Raw genomic sequence first — 17,203 nt, 5'->3', positions numbered from 1 at the left:
TGCGCCGAGGATCGGGACGAGGCTCAGGACCGAGTTCATAAAAGGGATGGGCAAGAAAGACGACCACTTTATCATGATCCTTGATATCGACAAGATATTCTCATCAGAAGAACTCGCTATGGTCCAGGGTGCAAAAGAGGGTGCGTAGTAACTGTTCAGCCCCCCTTCTTGGTGGAAGGGGGCAGGATACCATGATAATTATGTTATGAAAGAGCAGAATACAGAATACAATCCGCAGACCTTTACGGCAGTCATGTCGAACCGTGACTTCAGCCGTCTGAGCGAGGTCATCTATCATGAATGCGGCATAAAGATGAGCGATGCCAAAAAGGTCATGCTTGAGGCAAGGCTCAGGAAAAGGCTGAGAGAACTCTGCATGAAATCCTTTGCAGAATACTGTGACTATCTGCTCAGCCCGAAGGGTATCGAAAATGAGCTCTTTCAGATGATCAATGAGGTCACTACAAACAAGACCGATTTTTTCAGGGAGCCGAGGCATTTCGAATATCTCGTAAATACGGTGCTGCCTGAGCTTTTACGTATGACCGATCTCAGAACCCGTCGCAGTCTGAATATCTGGTCTGCAGGCTGCTCAACAGGAGAAGAACCCTATACCCTGGCGATGGTCATGAGTGAGGCGGTTTTGCAGTATCCGGGACTGAGCTTTATGATTCTTGCGACAGATATTTCGACCAAGGTCCTTGAGAAGGCGGTCAGGGCAGTATATGAGATGGAGAGGGTCGAGACCGTTCCGCTGGAGATGAAGAAGAAATATCTCCTGAGGAGCAGGAACAAAAGCAGTGATCTGGTGAGGATGTCACCGAAACTGCGCTCTCTGGTCAGATTCCGGAGACTGAATTTTATGGAGGGTGATTTTGGCATGCGGGAGCCGATGGACGTCATATTCTGCCGAAATGTCATCATCTATTTTGACCGGCAGACACAGGAAAAGCTGATAAACCGCTTCTGCGAACATCTGGCGCCAGGGGGATACCTCTTCATGGGCCATTCAGAGACATTAAATGGACTGAATGTGCCGCTCGTTTCTGTCGGCAGCACGGTCTACAGAAAGCCGTTATGAAGGCGCCGGTAACTGATCTTCCTGCCGTATATCTCAAGCCCGGAGAATTATATATCACTGACAGCCCGACGGTTGTCACGACAGTGCTCGGGTCATGCGTATCGGTGACCATGTTCTGTCCCCGGCTGAAAATAGGCGCGATATGCCACGGTCTTCTTCCAAACTGCAAGGATGACAAGCCTTGTGACAACAGTTGCGGAAATGCTTTCAGATACGTTGATTGTTCCATAAGGCTTATGCTTGGCAAAATCAGAGGATATGGGATCGGCGACCATGAAATGGAGGTCAAGCTCTTTGGTGGTGCCGATATGTTTTCACCGCTGGACGAAGGCCGAAAAGCTAACACGATCGGCAATCTGAACATTCAGGCTGCCATCAGGATACTCGATGCAGAGAAGCTGCAGATCCTGAAGGCCGATATAGGCGGCATGCAGGGCCGGAAGATCCTGTTTTATACCCATACAGGAGAAGTATTCCTGAAACGGGTCAGAAGGACTGAGCTTGAAGAATCGAACGTATAGGTGTCGATAAATACTGAGGTAGGAGCGAATGGGTATAAATAAAAAAATAAAAGTACTTATCGTGGATGACTCTGCTGTTGTTCGCCAGACGCTTTCAGAGATACTGTCGTCAGACCCCGGCATCGAGATCATGGCAACCGCAGCAGATCCGATTATTGCCGCGGAGCGGATGCGCGATGAGATACCCGACGTTATTACGCTTGATGTAGAGATGCCCCGCATGGATGGGTTGACCTTTCTGCAGAAACTGATGAGCCAGCATCCGATACCGGTAGTCATGTGCTCGAGCCTGACGGAACAAGGTTCGGAGACAGCGCTCAGGGCGATGGAATACGGCGCAGTCGAGATCATTCAGAAGCCCCGAATGGGGACCAAGCAGTTTATCGAGGAATCACGCCTGCGTATTTGCGATGCTGTCAGGGCTGCTTCAGTGGCTCGCGTTAAGCTCATATCAAAGACTCCGATGAAAGTGACACCCAAGCTTACCGCTGATGCTGTTATCGAAAAGGCATCCTCGAAGTCCATGATCCAGACGACCGAAAAAGTGGTTGTTGTCGGCGCATCCACCGGCGGTACAGAGGCGCTCAGGGTCTTCCTTGAATCGTTTCCTGCTGACAGTCCGGGTATCGTTATCGTGCAGCATATGCCTGAGCACTTTACCACCGCATTTTCAAAGCGTCTCGATTCGCTCTGTCAGATTACCGTGAAAGAAGCGGAAGACAATGATACGGTCATCCGCGGGCGCGCGCTCATTGCGCCGGGCAATTTTCATATGCTTCTGAAACGCAGTGGTGCGAGATACTATGTCGAGATAAAAGAAGGCCCTCTTGTCAGTCGTCATCGCCCGTCTGTCGATGTACTTTTCAGATCAGCGGCACGGTATGCAGGCAAAAACGCGGTTGGCGTCATCATGACCGGCATGGGGGACGACGGTGCAAAGGGTATGCGGGAGATGAAGGATGCCGGTGCTTACACGATTGCCCAGGACGAGGCAACGTCGGTGGTTTTCGGTATGCCAAAAGAGGCTATTAAAATGGGTGGGGTCGATAAGGTCCTTCCCCTTGACCGGATAAGTTACGACGTGATCAGAAATTGTCAGTAATGAGCGAAACGTACGCTGCTTGTCAGCGATAAGATATGACAGAAGAAAACTTCTTAGGCTTTGGGTCCCTGATCAGCAAGAGCAGACGTGCTCTATTTGCATGGACTGTTCTGCTCCTTGTCATGTTTTCCTATGAAGCGTACGATCATTGGGAAGATGCCGAGGAGAGCGCTCTCATTGCCGGCCGTTCTCTGATCGAAAAAGATATCACCTACCGCAAGTGGAATGCGCAGCATGGCGGCGTATATGCGCTGGTTACAGAAAAGACTCCGCCAAATCCCTATCTGACGCAGATACCGGAAAGGGACATCGAAACCCCTTCCGGGAAGAAACTTACCCTTATCAATCCTGCGTACATGACCCGTCAGATACACGAACTTGAAAACGCCGAAACCGGCATACGGGGCCATATAACGAGCCTTAAGCTGCTGCGTCCCGAAAACAGGGCTGATGACTGGGAGATTGGAGCGCTCAAGGCGTTTGAGCGGGGGGCGACCGAAGTAGCTTCAGTGGAAGTTTTGGGAGGGAAAAAATATTTGAGGGCCATGCATCCTCTCAGGACTGATAAGGCCTGCTTGAAGTGTCATGCCTTTCAGGGATATCAGGAAGGTGATATCAGGGGTGCGATAAGTGCATCAATCCCCATGCAGCCTTTTTATGCCGGCATGTATAAATCGATGGCAAAAGAGGGTTTTCTGTATTTTATCTATTGGCTGGCAGGGGCCGGGCTGATCCTTTCGCGGTCACAGAGGCAGGAGAAAAACGCCATAGCCTTGAGACAGAGTGAAGAGCGATATCGTACCATGGTTAATAACTCCCCGGTCTGTATCCATGAGATAGACATAAACGGCAGGATTATTTCCATGAACAGTGCGGGGCTTTCGATGATGGGGTTCCATGCTGAAAGAGACGTGCAGGGATTATTATATCTTGATGCGGTAAGCCCTGAAGACAGAGAGCGTATAGGGGGGCTTCTCCAGCGCGCGTATGAAGGGGAAAACGGTTATTTTGAATTTAAGTCTAATGGGTCGCAGGGACAGATCTATAAGTCATGTTTTGTCCCGATCATAAACAAACAGGGCGTTGTCGAAAAGCTCCTGGGAATTACGGAAGATATTACCGCTCGCAAGCAGGCAGAGAAAAACCTGACAGATAGCGAAAAGATGTTTCGCATTATGTCCAGTCAGTTTACCGCCCTGCTCAATGCTATTCCGGACAGCATTACGCTCCTCTCTTCCGATTACAAAATACTCTGGGCAAACCGCGTTGCGGGTGAAAGAATTGCACTCGATCCGCTTGCGATGGAGGGAGAATATTGTTATCGGCTCTGGTTTAATCGTGATGAGATATGTGAGGATTGCCCAGCCAGGAAAAGCTTCCAGTCCGGCCATACGGTTGAAAAACATGTACTTATGCAAGCCAGAAAACTTGAGGTCCGGACTGTGCCGGTAATGGGTCCGGACGGGGTGGTCAATGTAATACGGGTAGGCAGGGACATCACGGAACACCAAAAGCTTGAAGAGCAGCTCCGACAGTCCCAGAAGATGGAATCGGTCGGCACCCTTGCCGGCGGCATTGCCCATGACTTCAATAATATACTGAGCGCTATCATCGGGTACGGCCAGCTTGCGGCCATGAAGATGGAACCGGATAACCCATTCAGAAAGAATGTTGAAAATATGCTTGTTGCTGCGGACAAGGCGGCCTATCTTACGCAGGGGCTTCTTTCCTTCAGCAGAAGACAGATGAGCATAAGAAAGCAGGTGGACCTGAATACGCTTCTGAATAAAAGCGAGATGTTCCTGCGCAGGGTAATTGGCGAGGATATCGAGTTCCGGACGAATCTGCACGAAAACTCCATTATGGTATCTGCTGATCCCAATCAGATAGAGCAGATCCTGATGAACCTTGCCACAAATGCCAGAGATGCCATGCCCAACGGTGGTATCCTTGCGGTTACGACAGATCAGGTGCGGCTTGACGAGGGCTTTTCAAAACGGCATGGGTATGGGACGCCCGGGCGTTATGGCATGATCACTGTTACCGACAACGGTATTGGCATGGACGAAGAGACCAGACAGAGGATATTTGAGCCTTTTTTTACAACAAAAGAGGTTGGTAAAGGTACAGGACTTGGCCTGGCCATTATCTATGGCATTATCAAGCAGCACGGCGGGTTTATCGACGTATATAGTGAGCCTGGGGAGGGGACCGCTTTTAAGGTGTATCTGCCGGTTGCGGCCGCTGCGCTGCAGGAGACGGCAATTACCGAAGAGCCGGACTGCCCGGAAGGAGGCACCGAGACAATACTTTTGGCTGAAGATGATGAGATACTGAGAAAGTTGTCAGGCTCAGTGCTCGAGGAGTTCGGCTATACCGTAATTGTGGCTTTTGACGGCGAAGATGCTATTCACAAGTTTCAGGACAATAAAGACAGGATCGACCTGCTGCTTACCGATCTCGTTATGCCGAAGAAAAGCGGCAAAGAGGTCTATGATAAGCTTAAGAAGATTAAGCCCGCGATCAAGGTCATCTTTGCGAGCGGATATTCCCCTGACACGGTCAGGGACAAAATATCTCTCAGCGACGCTGCTATCGTTTATAAACCGATATCTCCCATGGATCTTCTGAAGAAAGTCCGTGAAACGCTGGATCAAAACAAATGTCAACGAGGATAAGGCTCTTATTGAATGCTGAGTATGGCATCGCTGGACAGACCATATTTATATGCAGGTGATCGTCTCGGCGAGCCTACCTGATAAATGGAACTTCAAGTTGACAAGCTGCCTGAAAATGCGGTATTACCTATTGAAGATAAAAGAAATAATGGAGGTGACCCGTGGGGCTTTCAGAGGCAAGAAAATATATCGCAGACCTTCGCAAGAGGCAGAACAATCCGTATCTCTGGCCTGATTACCTGACCGGTCTGCCGGACAAATCAGCGATCCTCAGGAAGCTTGAGGAGATATATCCCAGGATGGGCAAATACTCTGTCGCCTATGTGCGGATATCAAACATCCAGTCATACCTCATCAAGTACGGTCCGAACAGGCATGCGGATATTATCCAGTGGGCGGCTGCCATTCTGAAGACTTCTGCCGATTCCCGCAAAAACGGCTTTGCCGGCACACTGAGCACTCATGATTTTATGGTCATCTGCGACTGCCGGGAGATGCCGAAGCTGATGGAGCAGGCTTCTGCATTGTTTACAAAGCGCATCGCCGACTTTTATTCCAAGGATGACATGAAAAAGAAGGAGACCCTCTCTTTCAAAAAGAGCGATGGCAAGGCCATCACGATAGGGCTGATGAAGCTGGTCTGCGTCGTGGCAGATAAGAAACTGCCGGTCAAGAAGAGCGACCTTGTGCTTAATATGGCACGGGTCTGCGACGCGATCGAAAGCGCGGACGATGAGATCGTCATTATGACCAAAGACATGCTCTGCACTGATTAATCATCCTCTCTGTAGTGTTGTTGCATTTGCGGAGAAAAGAATCTATTCTTAACGTATCATGTATTGCCAACATGTCCGGTTAATCTCATCACGCGCTGCAGAGGGCATCTGATGTCCTTTGTCTGCCCCTCATGGTTTTCTTTTATCCTCTACAACCCGGTCAGGAAAGCCTTCACTGACCGGAGCAGGGTGCTTGATGAATCCTGTATAACACCGGAATCGGTTGTCCTTGAGATCGGCGCGGGAAATGGTTTTTTTACCGAAGCCATTGCAAAGCGGGCGAAAAAAGTGATCGCGGTCGAACTTCAGCCGGGCATGGTAAGAAAGCTCAGGAAGAGAGCGCAGAGGTTTGCCGGTGCGGTAGAGATCGTACAGGAGGATATCGCCTCAGTTGACCTGCCTCATGATATGGCAGATGTCTGTCTGCTCTATTATAGTTTTCATGAAATAGCGCGCAAGAAAGAGGCGGCTTCCATTATTGCCGAAACCCTCAGGAGTGGCGGAGTACTTTCTATCTATGAACCTTCAGTCGAGGTGAACCGCAGGGCTATGGAGGCGACCGTATCGATCTTCCGGTCCCTGGGGTTCAGCCTTGAAAAGAATCATGACACTATTTTCACGCGGTCTGCACTCCTGAGAAAACCGTAGATGAAGCGGCAGTTATCAGACCGTAGCATCCTTGCTACGTTTACCGCAGGCCACGTTGTCGATGACATCTATATGAACGCACTGCCGCCGTTTCTGCCGGTGCTGATTGCTGGTTCCGGCCTGTCGTATGCTTCAGCCGGATTGCTGGTCACTTTTTTCACGCTTACCTCATCTGTTTCCCAGCCGTTTTTGGGCTATGCAATCGACAGATACCGGGCGAGATGGGTTGGAGCACTGGGTCTGATCTGGGCAGGCGTCTTCGTTGGGCTCATGGGCATGGCAAAGAGCTATGAGATGCTGCTTGCTTTAGCAACCCTTGCCGGCCTCGGTCCCGCCATGTTCCATCCTCAGGCGTTGTCGGCCATCTCCGGTATCTCAACCGGCGCAAGGGGGAGGGTCATGTCTGTTTTTATCATAGGCGGTAATATCGGTTTTGCGATAAGCCCTGTGCTGATAGGAGCGCTTACCTCGTCTTTGGGGCAGGCGGGCATGTTCTATATCGCGGTCCCCGGTATTTTAATGGGGGCTCTTATCTGGAGGCTTTCCTCAGATCTGGTCAGAGGCAGCATTCGGGAGATGCATCCCTTCAGTTTCAACGATCTCAGGCCTGCGGTCGTTCTTATCATGGTTGCTGTTTTGCGGTCATGGGTCTATTTCTCTGTTCTGAGCTATCTGCCGAGCTATTTCGTTCAGGCCGGCAGTTCTGTGCTGCGGTCCAACTCTCTGCTTTCGCTCATGCTTCTTGCCGGCGTTGCCGGGCAGTTTGCGGGCGGCACTCTTTCTGACCGCTTTGGCAGAAAACAGGTTACGCTGGCTTCTCTTCTGCTGGCAGCGCCGCTGCTGTATGCCTTTCTCCATACCACCGGTCCTGTTGCCCTGGTGTTTCTTTTCTGCTTCGGTTTTTCCGTCATGGGATCGTTCTCTGTTACGATGGTGATGATGCATGAGATTATGCACAGGCATATCGGCATGGCCTCCGGGATCATGATCGGGTTCGCACTCGGCATAGGCGGCATGGGTGTGATGATCACGGGACTTATGGCGGACAGTTTTGGTCTTTTCTCTGCGATGAACGCCCTGGTCATGGTGCTGATAGCTGCTGCCGTAATGACCAAATTTGTCCCTCATGGCAAGCCGTCATCCTGAACGTATGGGCCAGAGAGGTCAGGGTTTATTTCTGATCGGATTGAGCATCTTTTCCGAGTTTGACCCCACAGCATAATAGAGATACCCTGCGGCGATGATGAAGGACATCAGCGAACTGTAGGGATACGCGATATCGAGAATGGCATGCACTGCCTCAAGGAGCAGCGGCGGGGTGAAGGCAACCGCTGAGAGGCGTATCAACGTCCTGAACCCAAGGTTGACATGGAAATATTTTGCGAAATTCCCGCCCAGAAACGACAGAAGGATCACCTGCATAATATGGAATCCAAATGATAAAAGCAGAATGAGAGGGAAGAACACGGCAAGGATGAGGTTCTTGATGATCTCAATCCATTCATAGATAAGCGTTTTGGTTATGGTCGTGTCCCCGACGTCGGAAAGGGGCAGAGAGCGCACCTCTTTTTCATCCTTTCTTACGATAAGCGCATTTTTTGTCACGAGTACGTGTGCGGGGGAGTTGTCCAGAGATGTTGTTTTTCCTGTCGTATCAATTATGGCGAAAGGGGTCTTATTTTTCTTGTCGTAAATCGTAAAGGGCATCTCTTCTTTGATCGAGACCTCTCCCTTTGCAATGGTTATCACCGGTATCTGCTCAACATAGTTTGGACCTTCGTCGGCAAGAAAGTCAGAAACCGTGCGGTGCATATTCATGGTCTCCGGAATCCAGAAGAGCATCAGGGTAAAAAAGAGATAGGGGAGGCAGAGCCCATTCCAGTTTCTCGCAACGTCCTGATACAGCTCTCTCGAATAAAAGGAAAGATAGACTGCCTGAATAGAGGAATAGATCCCTGTTGTCTTATTCTGTGTCATGGTTTCAAACGCCTGTTCCGAAGATGGGATTTTATGTCAGTCATCCACGGTTGTCAAGGGAAAGGTCCCGCTCGATATTTTTCACGAGTCCCTCAAGAAGGAACATAAGAGATTCGACATCAAGGAATTTGTCTGCGGTCTTATCAAAAAGTATCTTCACCTTTGCAGTGAACTCGTCCTCTTCAGGCCAGTAGAGGATTACGACCGGGACCTTGGGAAGAAGAAAAAGGATCCAGGCGTTCGGCGTCGGAAAGTCGCCTGACTGCGCTGCACCGAGTTTCCTGATCCCTGCTGCTGTCTTTTCATAATTGGTTTCAAACAGCTCCTTTAAGGGGTTTTCAGCCTCGCGTAAAAAGGACGTTGCCTTTACCATTCCGCTTTTGAGTTCGCTAAACGAGACCCATCTGCCCGAAAGATCAGCTTTTCCATGGGTGTTGATATAGTGGAGCAGGAGAATTTTGATCCATTGCGTAATGTGACCCTGAGTCCGTATGTCTCCCCCGGGGAATATCTCGAATTCCCGGCCCAGGCAAAGCATGGAGAGCCTGTTGTTGCGATAAACACCGCCAAGATCCGCGGTAAGGGCGGCGAGGTCAACATCCTGTATCTTCAGACGCAGAGACTGGATCAGCTCCTCCTGCCAGTCGGCCCGCGATATGGAATTCTTCATTTCCCCTATCTCATCTGCGGTAAGCAGGGGACAGTCTGACAGGGTCGCCTCACCCTTTATCACGGAAAGGGCAAAGGGCATGCAGGTCTTTTGGCTGCATCGGCCGCAGTTCTTCTTCGGGAGCTTCTTGTACAGTTCTATGGCGTTCATGGACATCCAAAATAATTATAGCAGAATTGAGCATACCGGCAGAAAATAGCAATCGCACTATCGGAGCTGAACTGGTAAAATACTTCAAACGAATAGGCAGGAGGCTGACGTGAGACAATTACGATATCTTGTTACTGTAGTCATTGCATTGGGCCTGATCTGTACCCCTGTTTTTGGTCAAAACCAATCCACGGAAAAGAAGAAGGAAATGACATCGTCAGAGGGAAAGCCGGATATCAAAGAATCTGCAAAGACTACCGGCACATACCTTCAGCAAAAGAAGGAGCAGTACCAAAAGAAGACCGAGGAGAAACTGCACCGCTTTGAGGCGAAAGTGACGCGGCTTTATGTCAGGGCAGAGAAAAAGAGTGCAGCTGCCAGGGAAAAGATCTCGCGTGCAGCTGATCGTCTCAGAAAAAAGAGCGAAGCGGCAAAGAATAAGCTTAGTGATTTAAAAGATTCAGGTGAGGAAAAGTGGGACAAGGCCAAGGCTGAGCTTGACACCATGCTCAGTGACCTTGAGCGTTCCTATCATCGCACGGCTGCAAAGTTTAAGGATTAACGACTGCTATCTGATAACGGATTGAAGGAGGATGGATATGAAACTGCCGCACTATATCACGCTTGAAGAAGTAAGAAGGGTCTGCAAGGAACTGAAACTGAGGGACTGGACCAAAATCAGGGACGATAAGGTTACCGTCAAAGAGGCCAGGATCATTCTGTCCCATGTTAACACCGAGAAGATGGCAATACCTCTTGAGGAGTTCCGACGCGGCCTTGAAGTGGAGCTTGAACATGGCCTGCGGTTTAAGGATGCGAACGTCACCAATAACCATCCAATGATCACCGGGATGATTGTACTTGCGCATCTAAAAGAGATGATGGACTACTATGAGCGGCTTGAAGTTGCCGAACTCGAGGGCGACATCTTCAAGGCTCTGAAGGCGGGGGACCTTGAGAAGGTGAAGAAGTATTTTAAGCGGCTCTCAAAGGCGAAGATCGAGCTGAATGCGCTTGAAGCATTGAAGATGAAATAGCCCTTTCGTTATTTCCGGTGCTCAGAGAACCACTGCCTGAGAAATGCTTTCAGCCTCTCTTTTTTCTGAGTGGACAACTCCTCAAAGGGACTGAAGTGGACGCGGACCGAGATCGGCTTTATCAGCATAAAGCCTTTTTCCGACCAGATGACAACGGTCTCTTCATTCAGAAAATTGAGCTTCTGGATGATCTGACTTTTTTCGCGGTATTTTGTGCTGAAATCCCCGAGGCTCAGGCGGGAAAATTTAACCGCGTCGGGATGCATCCTTCCGATTTCTTCAAAGGATGTTCCCTCCCTTGCAGCCTTCTGCAGGTCGGTGGCAAGAACGGTCTTTGCTGCCGCATCTCCGGGTTTGTAGTCAACCGATATAAGCTCTATCCATTTTTCAGTCGGATCGTCGGCATATTGCATGTCAATGTATCTGGCAATGGTCATAACCTTATCGAGATAGTCGGCCTCTGCAGCGCCAAGCTTCTGACTTTCAGCCATCTCCTTCAGTTTCTTTGCGTCTATGGTGACCTGAGCCTTTTTTGCCTCCATAAACAGAAGCTCTTCGGCTATGAAATCATCGAGAGGATTGCCGGTTCTCCACGCAATATCCATTATCCCAAACCGCTTGAAGACCGCTGAAGCGGTGACGTGATACTCGATGATCTGTGTAAGGCGATAAGCCCTGTTTCCGATTCTGACAACCGCTTCGGGATCAAGCTGCGGTGAGGACGGAGCCTCATGCACAACCTGCGAGCGGTTCTGCTGCTCTTTGACGCCTGCCTGCTGAATCCATGAATGGACTGTCAGGAAATTCCTTTTGTATTGTCCGAAAAGTCAGCTCTGCCTCGCTATAGTGTTTCGTGCTGATGAGGGTCTTGCCGAGCCAGAACATGGCAGCGTCCCGAATAGAACTTTCCGGAAATTCCTTGAGAAATATTCTGAATGTTTCGGCTGCCTGCTCCGGCTTATAGGAGAAAAGATATTCATACCCTTTGTTGAAAAGTTTAATTTCGAGTTCAGGAGCTGATGCCATCCCCTTAGCCGGCCGGAGAATGAACACAAAGCCCGTCAAAACGATAATAAGAAGGGAAAACCGCTTCATTGACATCGGTAAAGTATACCATAGGAAGGAGGCGCCTCATTGATCTTTGGAACTGCCATTTCATAGAATAGAGATCATCGGAAGGAGATTCAACCATGCTTATCGTAATGCATCATTCTGCAACAGACAAGGACATAGAGAAGGTAAAAAGCACGATCAGTAATATGGGGCTTCAGCCTGTTGCCATACCGGGCGCTGAACGTACGGCCATCGGCATTATCGGAAACCAGTCGTGGATCGATGATGGACCGATCAGGACCCTGAAGGGCATCCTTGAGATTATTCATGTGACCAAGCCGTATAAGCTGGTGAGCAGGGATTTTCATCCGGCAGACTCCGTCGTCAGGCTTTCAAAAGAGGTGAAGACTGGCGGGCGATCGCCCTTTCTGTTTATCGCCGGCCCCTGTGCCATAGAAAGCAGAGAGCAGATATTCAAGACAGCCAGGTTCATCAAGAAACTTGGAGTTCCTGTCCTGCGGGCCGGAGCGTACAAACCCCGTACGAGCCCGCACAGTTTTCAGGGGCTGCGTGAGGTCGGCATAGAAATTCTTGACGAGGTCAGGAAGGAAGTCGGCGTTCTTGTCGCAACAGAGGTGATGAGCCCTGAACAGGTTGAGCTGACTGCATCGAAAGCTGATATCCTCCAGATCGGCGCACGCAATATGCAGAACTTTGACCTGCTGCGCGAAGTGGGAAGAATAAAAAAGCCGGTGATCCTTAAGCGCGGATTGTCTGCAACCGTTGAAGAATGGCTCGCTTCTGCCGAGTATATTCTTCTTGAAGGGAACCCGGACGTAATTCTTTGCGAGCGGGGCATCAGGACTTTTGAAACTGCTACGAGAAATACGTCGGACCTTTCGGTCATTCCGCTTGTTGCAGAGAGTTGTCATCTGCCGGTTATCTTTGACCCCAGCCATGCTACCGGAAAGCGGAGTTTGGTAAGCCCCCTGTCACTTGCAGCTGCTGTTGTCGGTTCTCACGGCATTATGGTTGAAGTCCATCCTGACCCTGAACATGCACTGTCAGACGGGCCCCAATCGTTAACGTTTAAGGGGTTCGAAAAGCTGAAGCAGCAGATGGATACATTGATTGGGTTTATGAGAGCGAAACTGGCAGACCGCTGATTCGCGGTCTGCCAGTTTCCCGTTCAGAAGCGGTGGAGCGTATGGAGTTTTCAGATTTCCTTTTGCTCTACCGATGTTCCCGTCTGTCCTCACGCCGCTCATGTCTTTGCTCCCTCATGTCCTGACGGTGTTCCCGCCTGTCTTCGCGGCGTTCATGCTGCCAATCATTACGGTCGTGTTTCCACTGCCTGTTATGCCAGTACCGCTCCCGTTCCCACCGGTTCCAGTTGCTGTGGACATGGCGGTGAGGAATGCGGGGGTTGTCCCGATAGATGCTCCGATAATCGGGCGGCAGATTGAGGATATGGCGGGGAACTCTATCCCTGCCAAGGTGACGCCATGGGCCGTTATAACTTGAACTTCTATACCAATATCCGTTATAAGGCCGGTACCAGAAGCCGTGATAAAAAACGATGTCCATATCTACTCCGGGTGCGAAATAGACATAGGTGTTCGGTATTACGACCAGTTCAGGCGCTTCGGAAAACGTATAGACTGGTGGCAAGCCGATGTTGACATCGACATTTACGCGTGCCATGCTGAGTCCTGCCATGATAAGCAGCAGGGGTACGACGAGAAACGAGATGAAATATTTCCTGTTCATGTAACTCCTCCTTACGATTTTCTTTTAGAGTATCACACTCTATGGTTATTTCAACTCTGCGCAAAAAGAAAAGTTTCAACTCTTTTTTGCATCGACAGGAGTGGCGTCAGTCGGTTACAATAGACAAAGTGGTAAAAAACAGCGCTATAACGCTCAAGTCACGCCTGCTTCTTGCTCCCATGGCAGGGATAACAGACCTTCCGTTCCGGCTTATTACCCGTTCCCTTGGATGCGAGTTCGCATTTCTCGAGATGATATCAGCCCGTTCGATTGTCCATCAGTCAGGCAAGACAGGCCGTATGCTCAACTCCTGCGAGGAAGACAGACCTCTGGGCGCACAGTTGCTCGGACATGAGCCCGAATCTCTCCTTAAGGCCATGGACAGGATTCTGTCCGGAGGGTATGAGGTCCTGGATCTTAATGCGGCCTGCCCGGTCGATAAGGTTACCAATAAAGGAAAGGGTGCAAGCCTGTTGAGGGATCCGAAAAAAGTGAAGACCCTGCTTGAGGCGATGGTGAAGCATGCTGATCTGCCTGTTACCGTAAAGATAAGGGCCGGCTGGAGCAGTACTTCGGTCAATGCCTGCGAAGTCGCCCGTTATGCTGAGGATGCGGGTATCAGCGGTCTGACATTGCATGGAAGGACCAGGGAGCAGGGTTACAGCGGAAGAGTTGACTATAACATCATCAGGCGGGTGAAAGAAGCGGTTTCGATTCCTGTCATTGCAAGCGGTGATGCACTTTCGCCCCAGCTCATAAAGAAGATGTTCGACGAGACAGGTTGCGATGCGGTTGCCATTGCCCGCGGCTCTCTCGGCAATCCCTGGATATTCAGGGACACAATGGCATATCTCGAAAAAGGCGTTATTCCTGAGCGGCCGGGCCCGGATGAACTGGCAGATACCATGCTCCGCCATCTGGAGCTTAACTGTGATTTTTTTGGCGATAACAGAGGTGTGATCCTTTTCCGCAAGCTTTTCGCCTGGTATGTGAAAGGACTCCATGAGGTGAGACAATTGAAGGATCAGGCATTTAAGGCAGAGACCCGGCTGCAGATGCAGGGCCTCATGGAGTCTGTGCGAACCTATACGTACAGTCACCATGAGGGATATTATGAGGGGTTTGCGCTTACCTGTTAAGATGAGAAAATACCGGGTGTTATTTCTCTTTTTGCTGGTTTCATTCGTTATGGTTCCTTCTGTGCATGCATTTAAGGTCCAGGCAGAACCGGCAGCGATCATGCCGGGCGATGCATTCATCGTGAAGATATCAGGCGCCAACGCCATGGCGCTTCCTGAGGGGGCGTTTGACAGCAGGCCGCTTTTTTTTGCTTCCTGCGGAGACGGCTGTTTTTTTGCAGTCGGAGCAGCTGATCCAAAAACAGCTCCGGGAAAACGCACCGTAGAGATACAGGTCGGCGCAAAAAAGAAGCGCCTGCCGATAACCGTAAAGCGCCATGTTTTCCCGGTGATTCAACTTACCCTGCCACCGGGAAAAGTGACGTTGAGCCAGGAGGATAGCGATCGTGCTGACAGGGAGGACAAGCTTCTTAAATCCTTCTGGTCGCAGCAGTCGGAAAAGATGTGGCAGGGCAGCTTCAGTCTGCCTCTGGGCAATGAGATTTCGACGCAGTATGGTGTTAAGCGGATCATCAACAATACCAATGAGAGCATCCACCGCGGCATTGATATCAGGGGGAGCGAAGGGGAAGATGTCCGGGCCTCAAACAGCGGAAAGGTTATTTTTGCGGAGGAACTGTTTTATGGCGGCAATACCGTTGTGCTGAATCACGGCATGGGGATATTTTCCGTATATATGCATCTGTCGGGTTTTAACAGGAAGTCAGGGGAGGGCGTTTCAAAAGGCGATGTCATCGGCTTTGTCGGTTCAACAGGAAGATCAACAGGACCCCATCTGCACTTTGGGATAAAGGCACAACAATTGAGTGTGAACCCTGTATCATTTGCGAAGCTGAAATTATGAACCACTGCACAATAGATATAAAGGAAGGATATTGATTATGAAATTTGAAGATTTTTCAATCAGCAAGGAGACATTACGTACTGTTTCGGAGATAGGCTTTGAGGAGCCGACGCCTATACAGGTGTCAGCTATTCCCCTTATCATGGAGGGGAAGGATGTTATCGGACAGGCGCAGACCGGTACAGGAAAGACCGCTGCCTTTGGAATCCCTATCGTAGAAATGGCCAAGAGGGGCAAAAAGCCTTTTGCGATTATCCTTGAACCTACGCGTGAACTTGCCGTACAGGTTGCCCAGGAGATGAACAGAATCGGCAGCGGCAAGAAGATTAATGCATTTCCTGTGTACGGCGGGAAATCCATCGATATCCAGATTAGAACGCTCAGGGCAGGTGTCGATGTAGTTGTCGGTACGCCCGGAAGGATCATTGACCATATTCAGAGGAAGACGCTCTCCCTGTCTGACATCAGGATCGTTGTGCTTGACGAGGCTGACGAGATGCTCGATATGGGCTTTATCGAAGATATCGAGACGATACTCAAGACAACGCCTGCAGAGCGCCAGACGCTTCTCTTTTCTGCAACTATGCCTTTGCCGATACTGAATATCACGAAAAAATTCATGCGCAGCCCCGAGAAGATCAGGATCAATCCGAAAGATGTCGTTGTCCCTGAGATCAAACAGGTCTTTTATGAGGTGAGGGATGCTGACAAGCTCAATGCCCTTACCCGGCTCATTGATGTGGAGGACCCTCAGCTTGCGATCGTTTTTTGCCATACAAAAAGAGATGTTGACGATGTGGCCATGAAACTGCAGCAGATGGGGTACAGCGCCAGTCCGCTGCATGGTGATTTCACACAGGCGCACCGGGATGAGGTTATGGAGAAGTTCAAGAAGGGAAAGCTTGATATCCTTGTAGCGACCGATGTTGCAGCCCGCGGTCTTGATATCAAAAATGTCACTCACGTGATCAACTACAGCATTCCCCAGAATCCCGAAAGTTATATCCACAGAATCGGACGGACCGGCAGGGCAGGAAAGTCAGGCATTGCCATAACCCTTGTCTCGCCGAGGGAATACCGGCATCTGAAGCTGATCGAGCGGACTGCAAAGACAACGATCGACAAGAAAAGTCTGCCCACGTCCAAAGAGGTGCTTAAGGCAAAGGAAAAGGGCATTGCCAAAGATATTGCCTCAATGATCAGCGAGAATAAACATGAAGGTTATCTGAAAATGATTGAAGTATTGGCTGCAGAATCCAGCGTTGCCGAGATCGCAGCAGCAGCGCTCTGCATTGCCTATGGCGAGCCGAAGGTTGCACATGTCAATGAATCGGCAGCCCCTGAGCAGCGCGGCAATGTGGCGCGGCTCTTCATGACGATCGGACGAAAGGACAAGATAACGGTAGCCGAGATCGTGAAGGCCATTGCCTCCGGTGCGCGCATACCGGGCAGCAGGATCGGCAAGATCGAACTGCACGATTCATTTACGTTCGTTGAAGTGCCTGCTGATCTGGCAGACATGGTCATTCATGCCCTTGACGATATGATGGTTATGGGCAAGCGGGTGCAGATCAAACCGGCGAATGCGCGGAAAGAATTCTCTGAAAAAGAGTTCGATGGAAGAAGCGGCAGAAAAGAGTACCCTAAAAAAGAATATCCCAAAAAAGAGTTCTCCAGAAAAGACTACGACATGAAAAGCGTTAAAAAGGACAAAAAGAGATATTAACGATTTTATATGAACGGATAACGGCTTTTTC

Annotated in this window: 19 protein-coding genes; 14 read left to right on the top strand and 5 right to left on the bottom strand. The window is 50.0% G+C overall.

Going from position 1 to position 17,203, the window contains the following annotated elements; translation table 11 throughout:
* From HZB31_01405 to HZB31_01370, 8 genes are all read left to right on the top strand, one after another.
* A partial coding sequence (locus HZB31_01405; GenBank protein MBI5846609.1) for a chemotaxis protein CheW occupies nt 1-148 on the top strand: 148 nt, incomplete at its 5' end.
* 57 nt (nt 149-205) lie between these two features.
* Complete coding sequence (locus tag HZB31_01400) at nt 206-1,081, top strand: protein-glutamate O-methyltransferase CheR (protein MBI5846608.1); 876 nt, start codon at nt 206-208, stop codon at nt 1,079-1,081.
* Complete coding sequence (locus HZB31_01395; protein ID MBI5846607.1) at nt 1,078-1,602, top strand: chemotaxis protein CheD; 525 nt, start codon at nt 1,078-1,080, stop codon at nt 1,600-1,602. The genes HZB31_01400 and HZB31_01395 overlap by 4 nt, the downstream gene beginning before the upstream one ends.
* A 28-nt stretch (nt 1,603-1,630) precedes the next feature.
* Complete coding sequence (locus HZB31_01390) at nt 1,631-2,704, top strand: chemotaxis response regulator protein-glutamate methylesterase (GenBank protein ID MBI5846606.1); 1,074 nt, start codon at nt 1,631-1,633, stop codon at nt 2,702-2,704.
* A gap of 35 nt (nt 2,705-2,739) precedes the next feature.
* A complete protein-coding gene (locus tag HZB31_01385) occupies nt 2,740-5,382 on the top strand; it encodes a DUF3365 domain-containing protein (protein MBI5846605.1) in 2,643 nt (880 codons plus the stop codon).
* Nucleotides 5,383-5,543: 161 nt separating this feature from the next.
* A complete protein-coding gene (locus tag HZB31_01380; protein ID MBI5846604.1) occupies nt 5,544-6,158 on the top strand; it encodes a hypothetical protein in 615 nt (204 codons plus the stop codon).
* A gap of 111 nt (nt 6,159-6,269) precedes the next feature.
* A complete protein-coding gene (locus HZB31_01375; protein ID MBI5846603.1) occupies nt 6,270-6,806 on the top strand; it encodes a class I SAM-dependent methyltransferase in 537 nt (178 codons plus the stop codon).
* Nucleotides 6,807-7,952: an MFS transporter gene (locus tag HZB31_01370; GenBank protein ID MBI5846602.1), complete on the top strand. Its 1,146-nt coding sequence runs from the start codon at nt 6,807-6,809 to the stop codon at nt 7,950-7,952.
* Nucleotides 7,953-7,970: 18 nt separating this feature from the next.
* Here the strand turns inward: HZB31_01370 and HZB31_01365 are convergent, their stop codons facing one another.
* Nucleotides 7,971-8,783: a DUF1189 domain-containing protein gene (locus HZB31_01365; protein MBI5846601.1), complete on the bottom strand. Its 813-nt coding sequence runs from the start codon at nt 8,781-8,783 to the stop codon at nt 7,971-7,973.
* Nucleotides 8,784-8,823: 40 nt separating this feature from the next.
* Entirely contained in the window at nt 8,824-9,603 is a 780-nt protein-coding gene (locus HZB31_01360) for a DUF3786 domain-containing protein (protein ID MBI5846600.1), read from the bottom strand.
* A 109-nt stretch (nt 9,604-9,712) separates the two neighbouring features.
* Here HZB31_01360 and HZB31_01355 point away from each other — a divergent pair, with 109 nt between their 5' ends.
* The gene (locus tag HZB31_01355) at nt 9,713-10,165 is read left to right on the top strand and encodes a hypothetical protein (protein ID MBI5846599.1); all 453 of its coding nucleotides are present in this window, start codon (nt 9,713-9,715) and stop codon (nt 10,163-10,165) included.
* A 37-nt stretch (nt 10,166-10,202) separates the two neighbouring features.
* Complete coding sequence (locus HZB31_01350; GenBank protein ID MBI5846598.1) at nt 10,203-10,640, top strand: hypothetical protein; 438 nt, start codon at nt 10,203-10,205, stop codon at nt 10,638-10,640.
* Between the two features lie 8 nt (nt 10,641-10,648).
* Here the strand turns inward: HZB31_01350 and HZB31_01345 are convergent, their stop codons facing one another.
* Nucleotides 10,649-11,377: a hypothetical protein gene (locus tag HZB31_01345; GenBank protein MBI5846597.1), complete on the bottom strand. Its 729-nt coding sequence runs from the start codon at nt 11,375-11,377 to the stop codon at nt 10,649-10,651.
* Nucleotides 11,370-11,741, bottom strand: a complete 372-nt coding sequence (locus HZB31_01340) for a tetratricopeptide repeat protein (protein ID MBI5846596.1) — start codon at nt 11,739-11,741, stop codon at nt 11,370-11,372. Before HZB31_01340 ends, HZB31_01345 begins: the two co-directional genes overlap by 8 nt.
* A gap of 89 nt (nt 11,742-11,830) precedes the next feature.
* Here HZB31_01340 and aroF point away from each other — a divergent pair, with 89 nt between their 5' ends.
* A complete protein-coding gene (gene aroF / locus HZB31_01335; GenBank protein ID MBI5846595.1) occupies nt 11,831-12,859 on the top strand; it encodes a 3-deoxy-7-phosphoheptulonate synthase in 1,029 nt (342 codons plus the stop codon).
* A gap of 67 nt (nt 12,860-12,926) precedes the next feature.
* On the opposite strand, the gene HZB31_01330 is transcribed toward aroF, so the two are convergent.
* Nucleotides 12,927-13,463 (bottom strand): hypothetical protein, encoded by a 537-nt coding sequence (locus HZB31_01330; GenBank protein MBI5846594.1) that lies wholly within the window; start codon nt 13,461-13,463, stop codon nt 12,927-12,929.
* 128 nt (nt 13,464-13,591) lie between these two features.
* Here HZB31_01330 and dusB point away from each other — a divergent pair, with 128 nt between their 5' ends.
* The 3 genes from dusB to HZB31_01315 all read left to right on the top strand — a co-directional run bounded on the left by dusB (nt 13,592) and on the right by HZB31_01315 (nt 17,172).
* Nucleotides 13,592-14,602 carry a tRNA dihydrouridine synthase DusB gene (dusB, locus tag HZB31_01325; protein ID MBI5846593.1) on the top strand — a complete coding sequence of 337 codons (1,011 nt, stop codon included), beginning with the start codon at nt 13,592-13,594 and terminating at the stop codon, nt 14,600-14,602.
* A 100-nt stretch (nt 14,603-14,702) separates the two neighbouring features.
* Nucleotides 14,703-15,446, top strand: coding sequence for a M23 family metallopeptidase (locus HZB31_01320; GenBank protein ID MBI5846592.1), 744 nt, complete (start codon nt 14,703-14,705; stop codon nt 15,444-15,446).
* A 37-nt stretch (nt 15,447-15,483) separates the two neighbouring features.
* A complete protein-coding gene (locus HZB31_01315; GenBank protein ID MBI5846591.1) occupies nt 15,484-17,172 on the top strand; it encodes a DEAD/DEAH box helicase in 1,689 nt (562 codons plus the stop codon).
* Nucleotides 17,173-17,203: the final 31 nt, after the last annotated feature.

It is taken from the genome of Nitrospirota bacterium (assembly GCA_016235245.1).
Taxonomy (GTDB): Bacteria; Nitrospirota; Thermodesulfovibrionia; order Thermodesulfovibrionales; family UBA6898; genus UBA6898.
This window is presented reverse-complemented; position numbering and strand designations above follow the sequence as displayed.

What these genes read in the sequence shown, in the direction of transcription:
- HZB31_01385 (MBI5846605.1), top strand. Translation starts at nt 2,740, where the DNA reads ATGACAGAAGAAAACTTCTTAGGCTTTGGGTCCCTGATCAGCAAGAGC.
- HZB31_01315 (MBI5846591.1), top strand. Translation starts at nt 15,484, where the DNA reads ATGAAATTTGAAGATTTTTCAATCAGCAAGGAGACATTACGTACTGTT.
- HZB31_01320 (MBI5846592.1), top strand. Translation starts at nt 14,703, where the DNA reads ATGCCGGGCGATGCATTCATCGTGAAGATATCAGGCGCCAACGCCATG.
- HZB31_01350 (MBI5846598.1), top strand. Translation starts at nt 10,203, where the DNA reads ATGAAACTGCCGCACTATATCACGCTTGAAGAAGTAAGAAGGGTCTGC.
- HZB31_01390 (MBI5846606.1), top strand. Translation starts at nt 1,631, where the DNA reads ATGGGTATAAATAAAAAAATAAAAGTACTTATCGTGGATGACTCTGCT.
- HZB31_01340 (MBI5846596.1), bottom strand. Translation starts at nt 11,741, where the DNA reads ATGTCAATGAAGCGGTTTTCCCTTCTTATTATCGTTTTGACGGGCTTT.
- HZB31_01360 (MBI5846600.1), bottom strand. Translation starts at nt 9,603, where the DNA reads ATGAACGCCATAGAACTGTACAAGAAGCTCCCGAAGAAGAACTGCGGC.
- HZB31_01395 (MBI5846607.1), top strand. Translation starts at nt 1,078, where the DNA reads ATGAAGGCGCCGGTAACTGATCTTCCTGCCGTATATCTCAAGCCCGGA.
- HZB31_01400 (MBI5846608.1), top strand. Translation starts at nt 206, where the DNA reads ATGAAAGAGCAGAATACAGAATACAATCCGCAGACCTTTACGGCAGTC.
- HZB31_01365 (MBI5846601.1), bottom strand. Translation starts at nt 8,783, where the DNA reads ATGACACAGAATAAGACAACAGGGATCTATTCCTCTATTCAGGCAGTC.
- HZB31_01330 (MBI5846594.1), bottom strand. Translation starts at nt 13,463, where the DNA reads ATGAACAGGAAATATTTCATCTCGTTTCTCGTCGTACCCCTGCTGCTT.
- HZB31_01375 (MBI5846603.1), top strand. Translation starts at nt 6,270, where the DNA reads ATGTCCTTTGTCTGCCCCTCATGGTTTTCTTTTATCCTCTACAACCCG.
- aroF (MBI5846595.1), top strand. Translation starts at nt 11,831, where the DNA reads ATGCTTATCGTAATGCATCATTCTGCAACAGACAAGGACATAGAGAAG.
- HZB31_01370 (MBI5846602.1), top strand. Translation starts at nt 6,807, where the DNA reads ATGAAGCGGCAGTTATCAGACCGTAGCATCCTTGCTACGTTTACCGCA.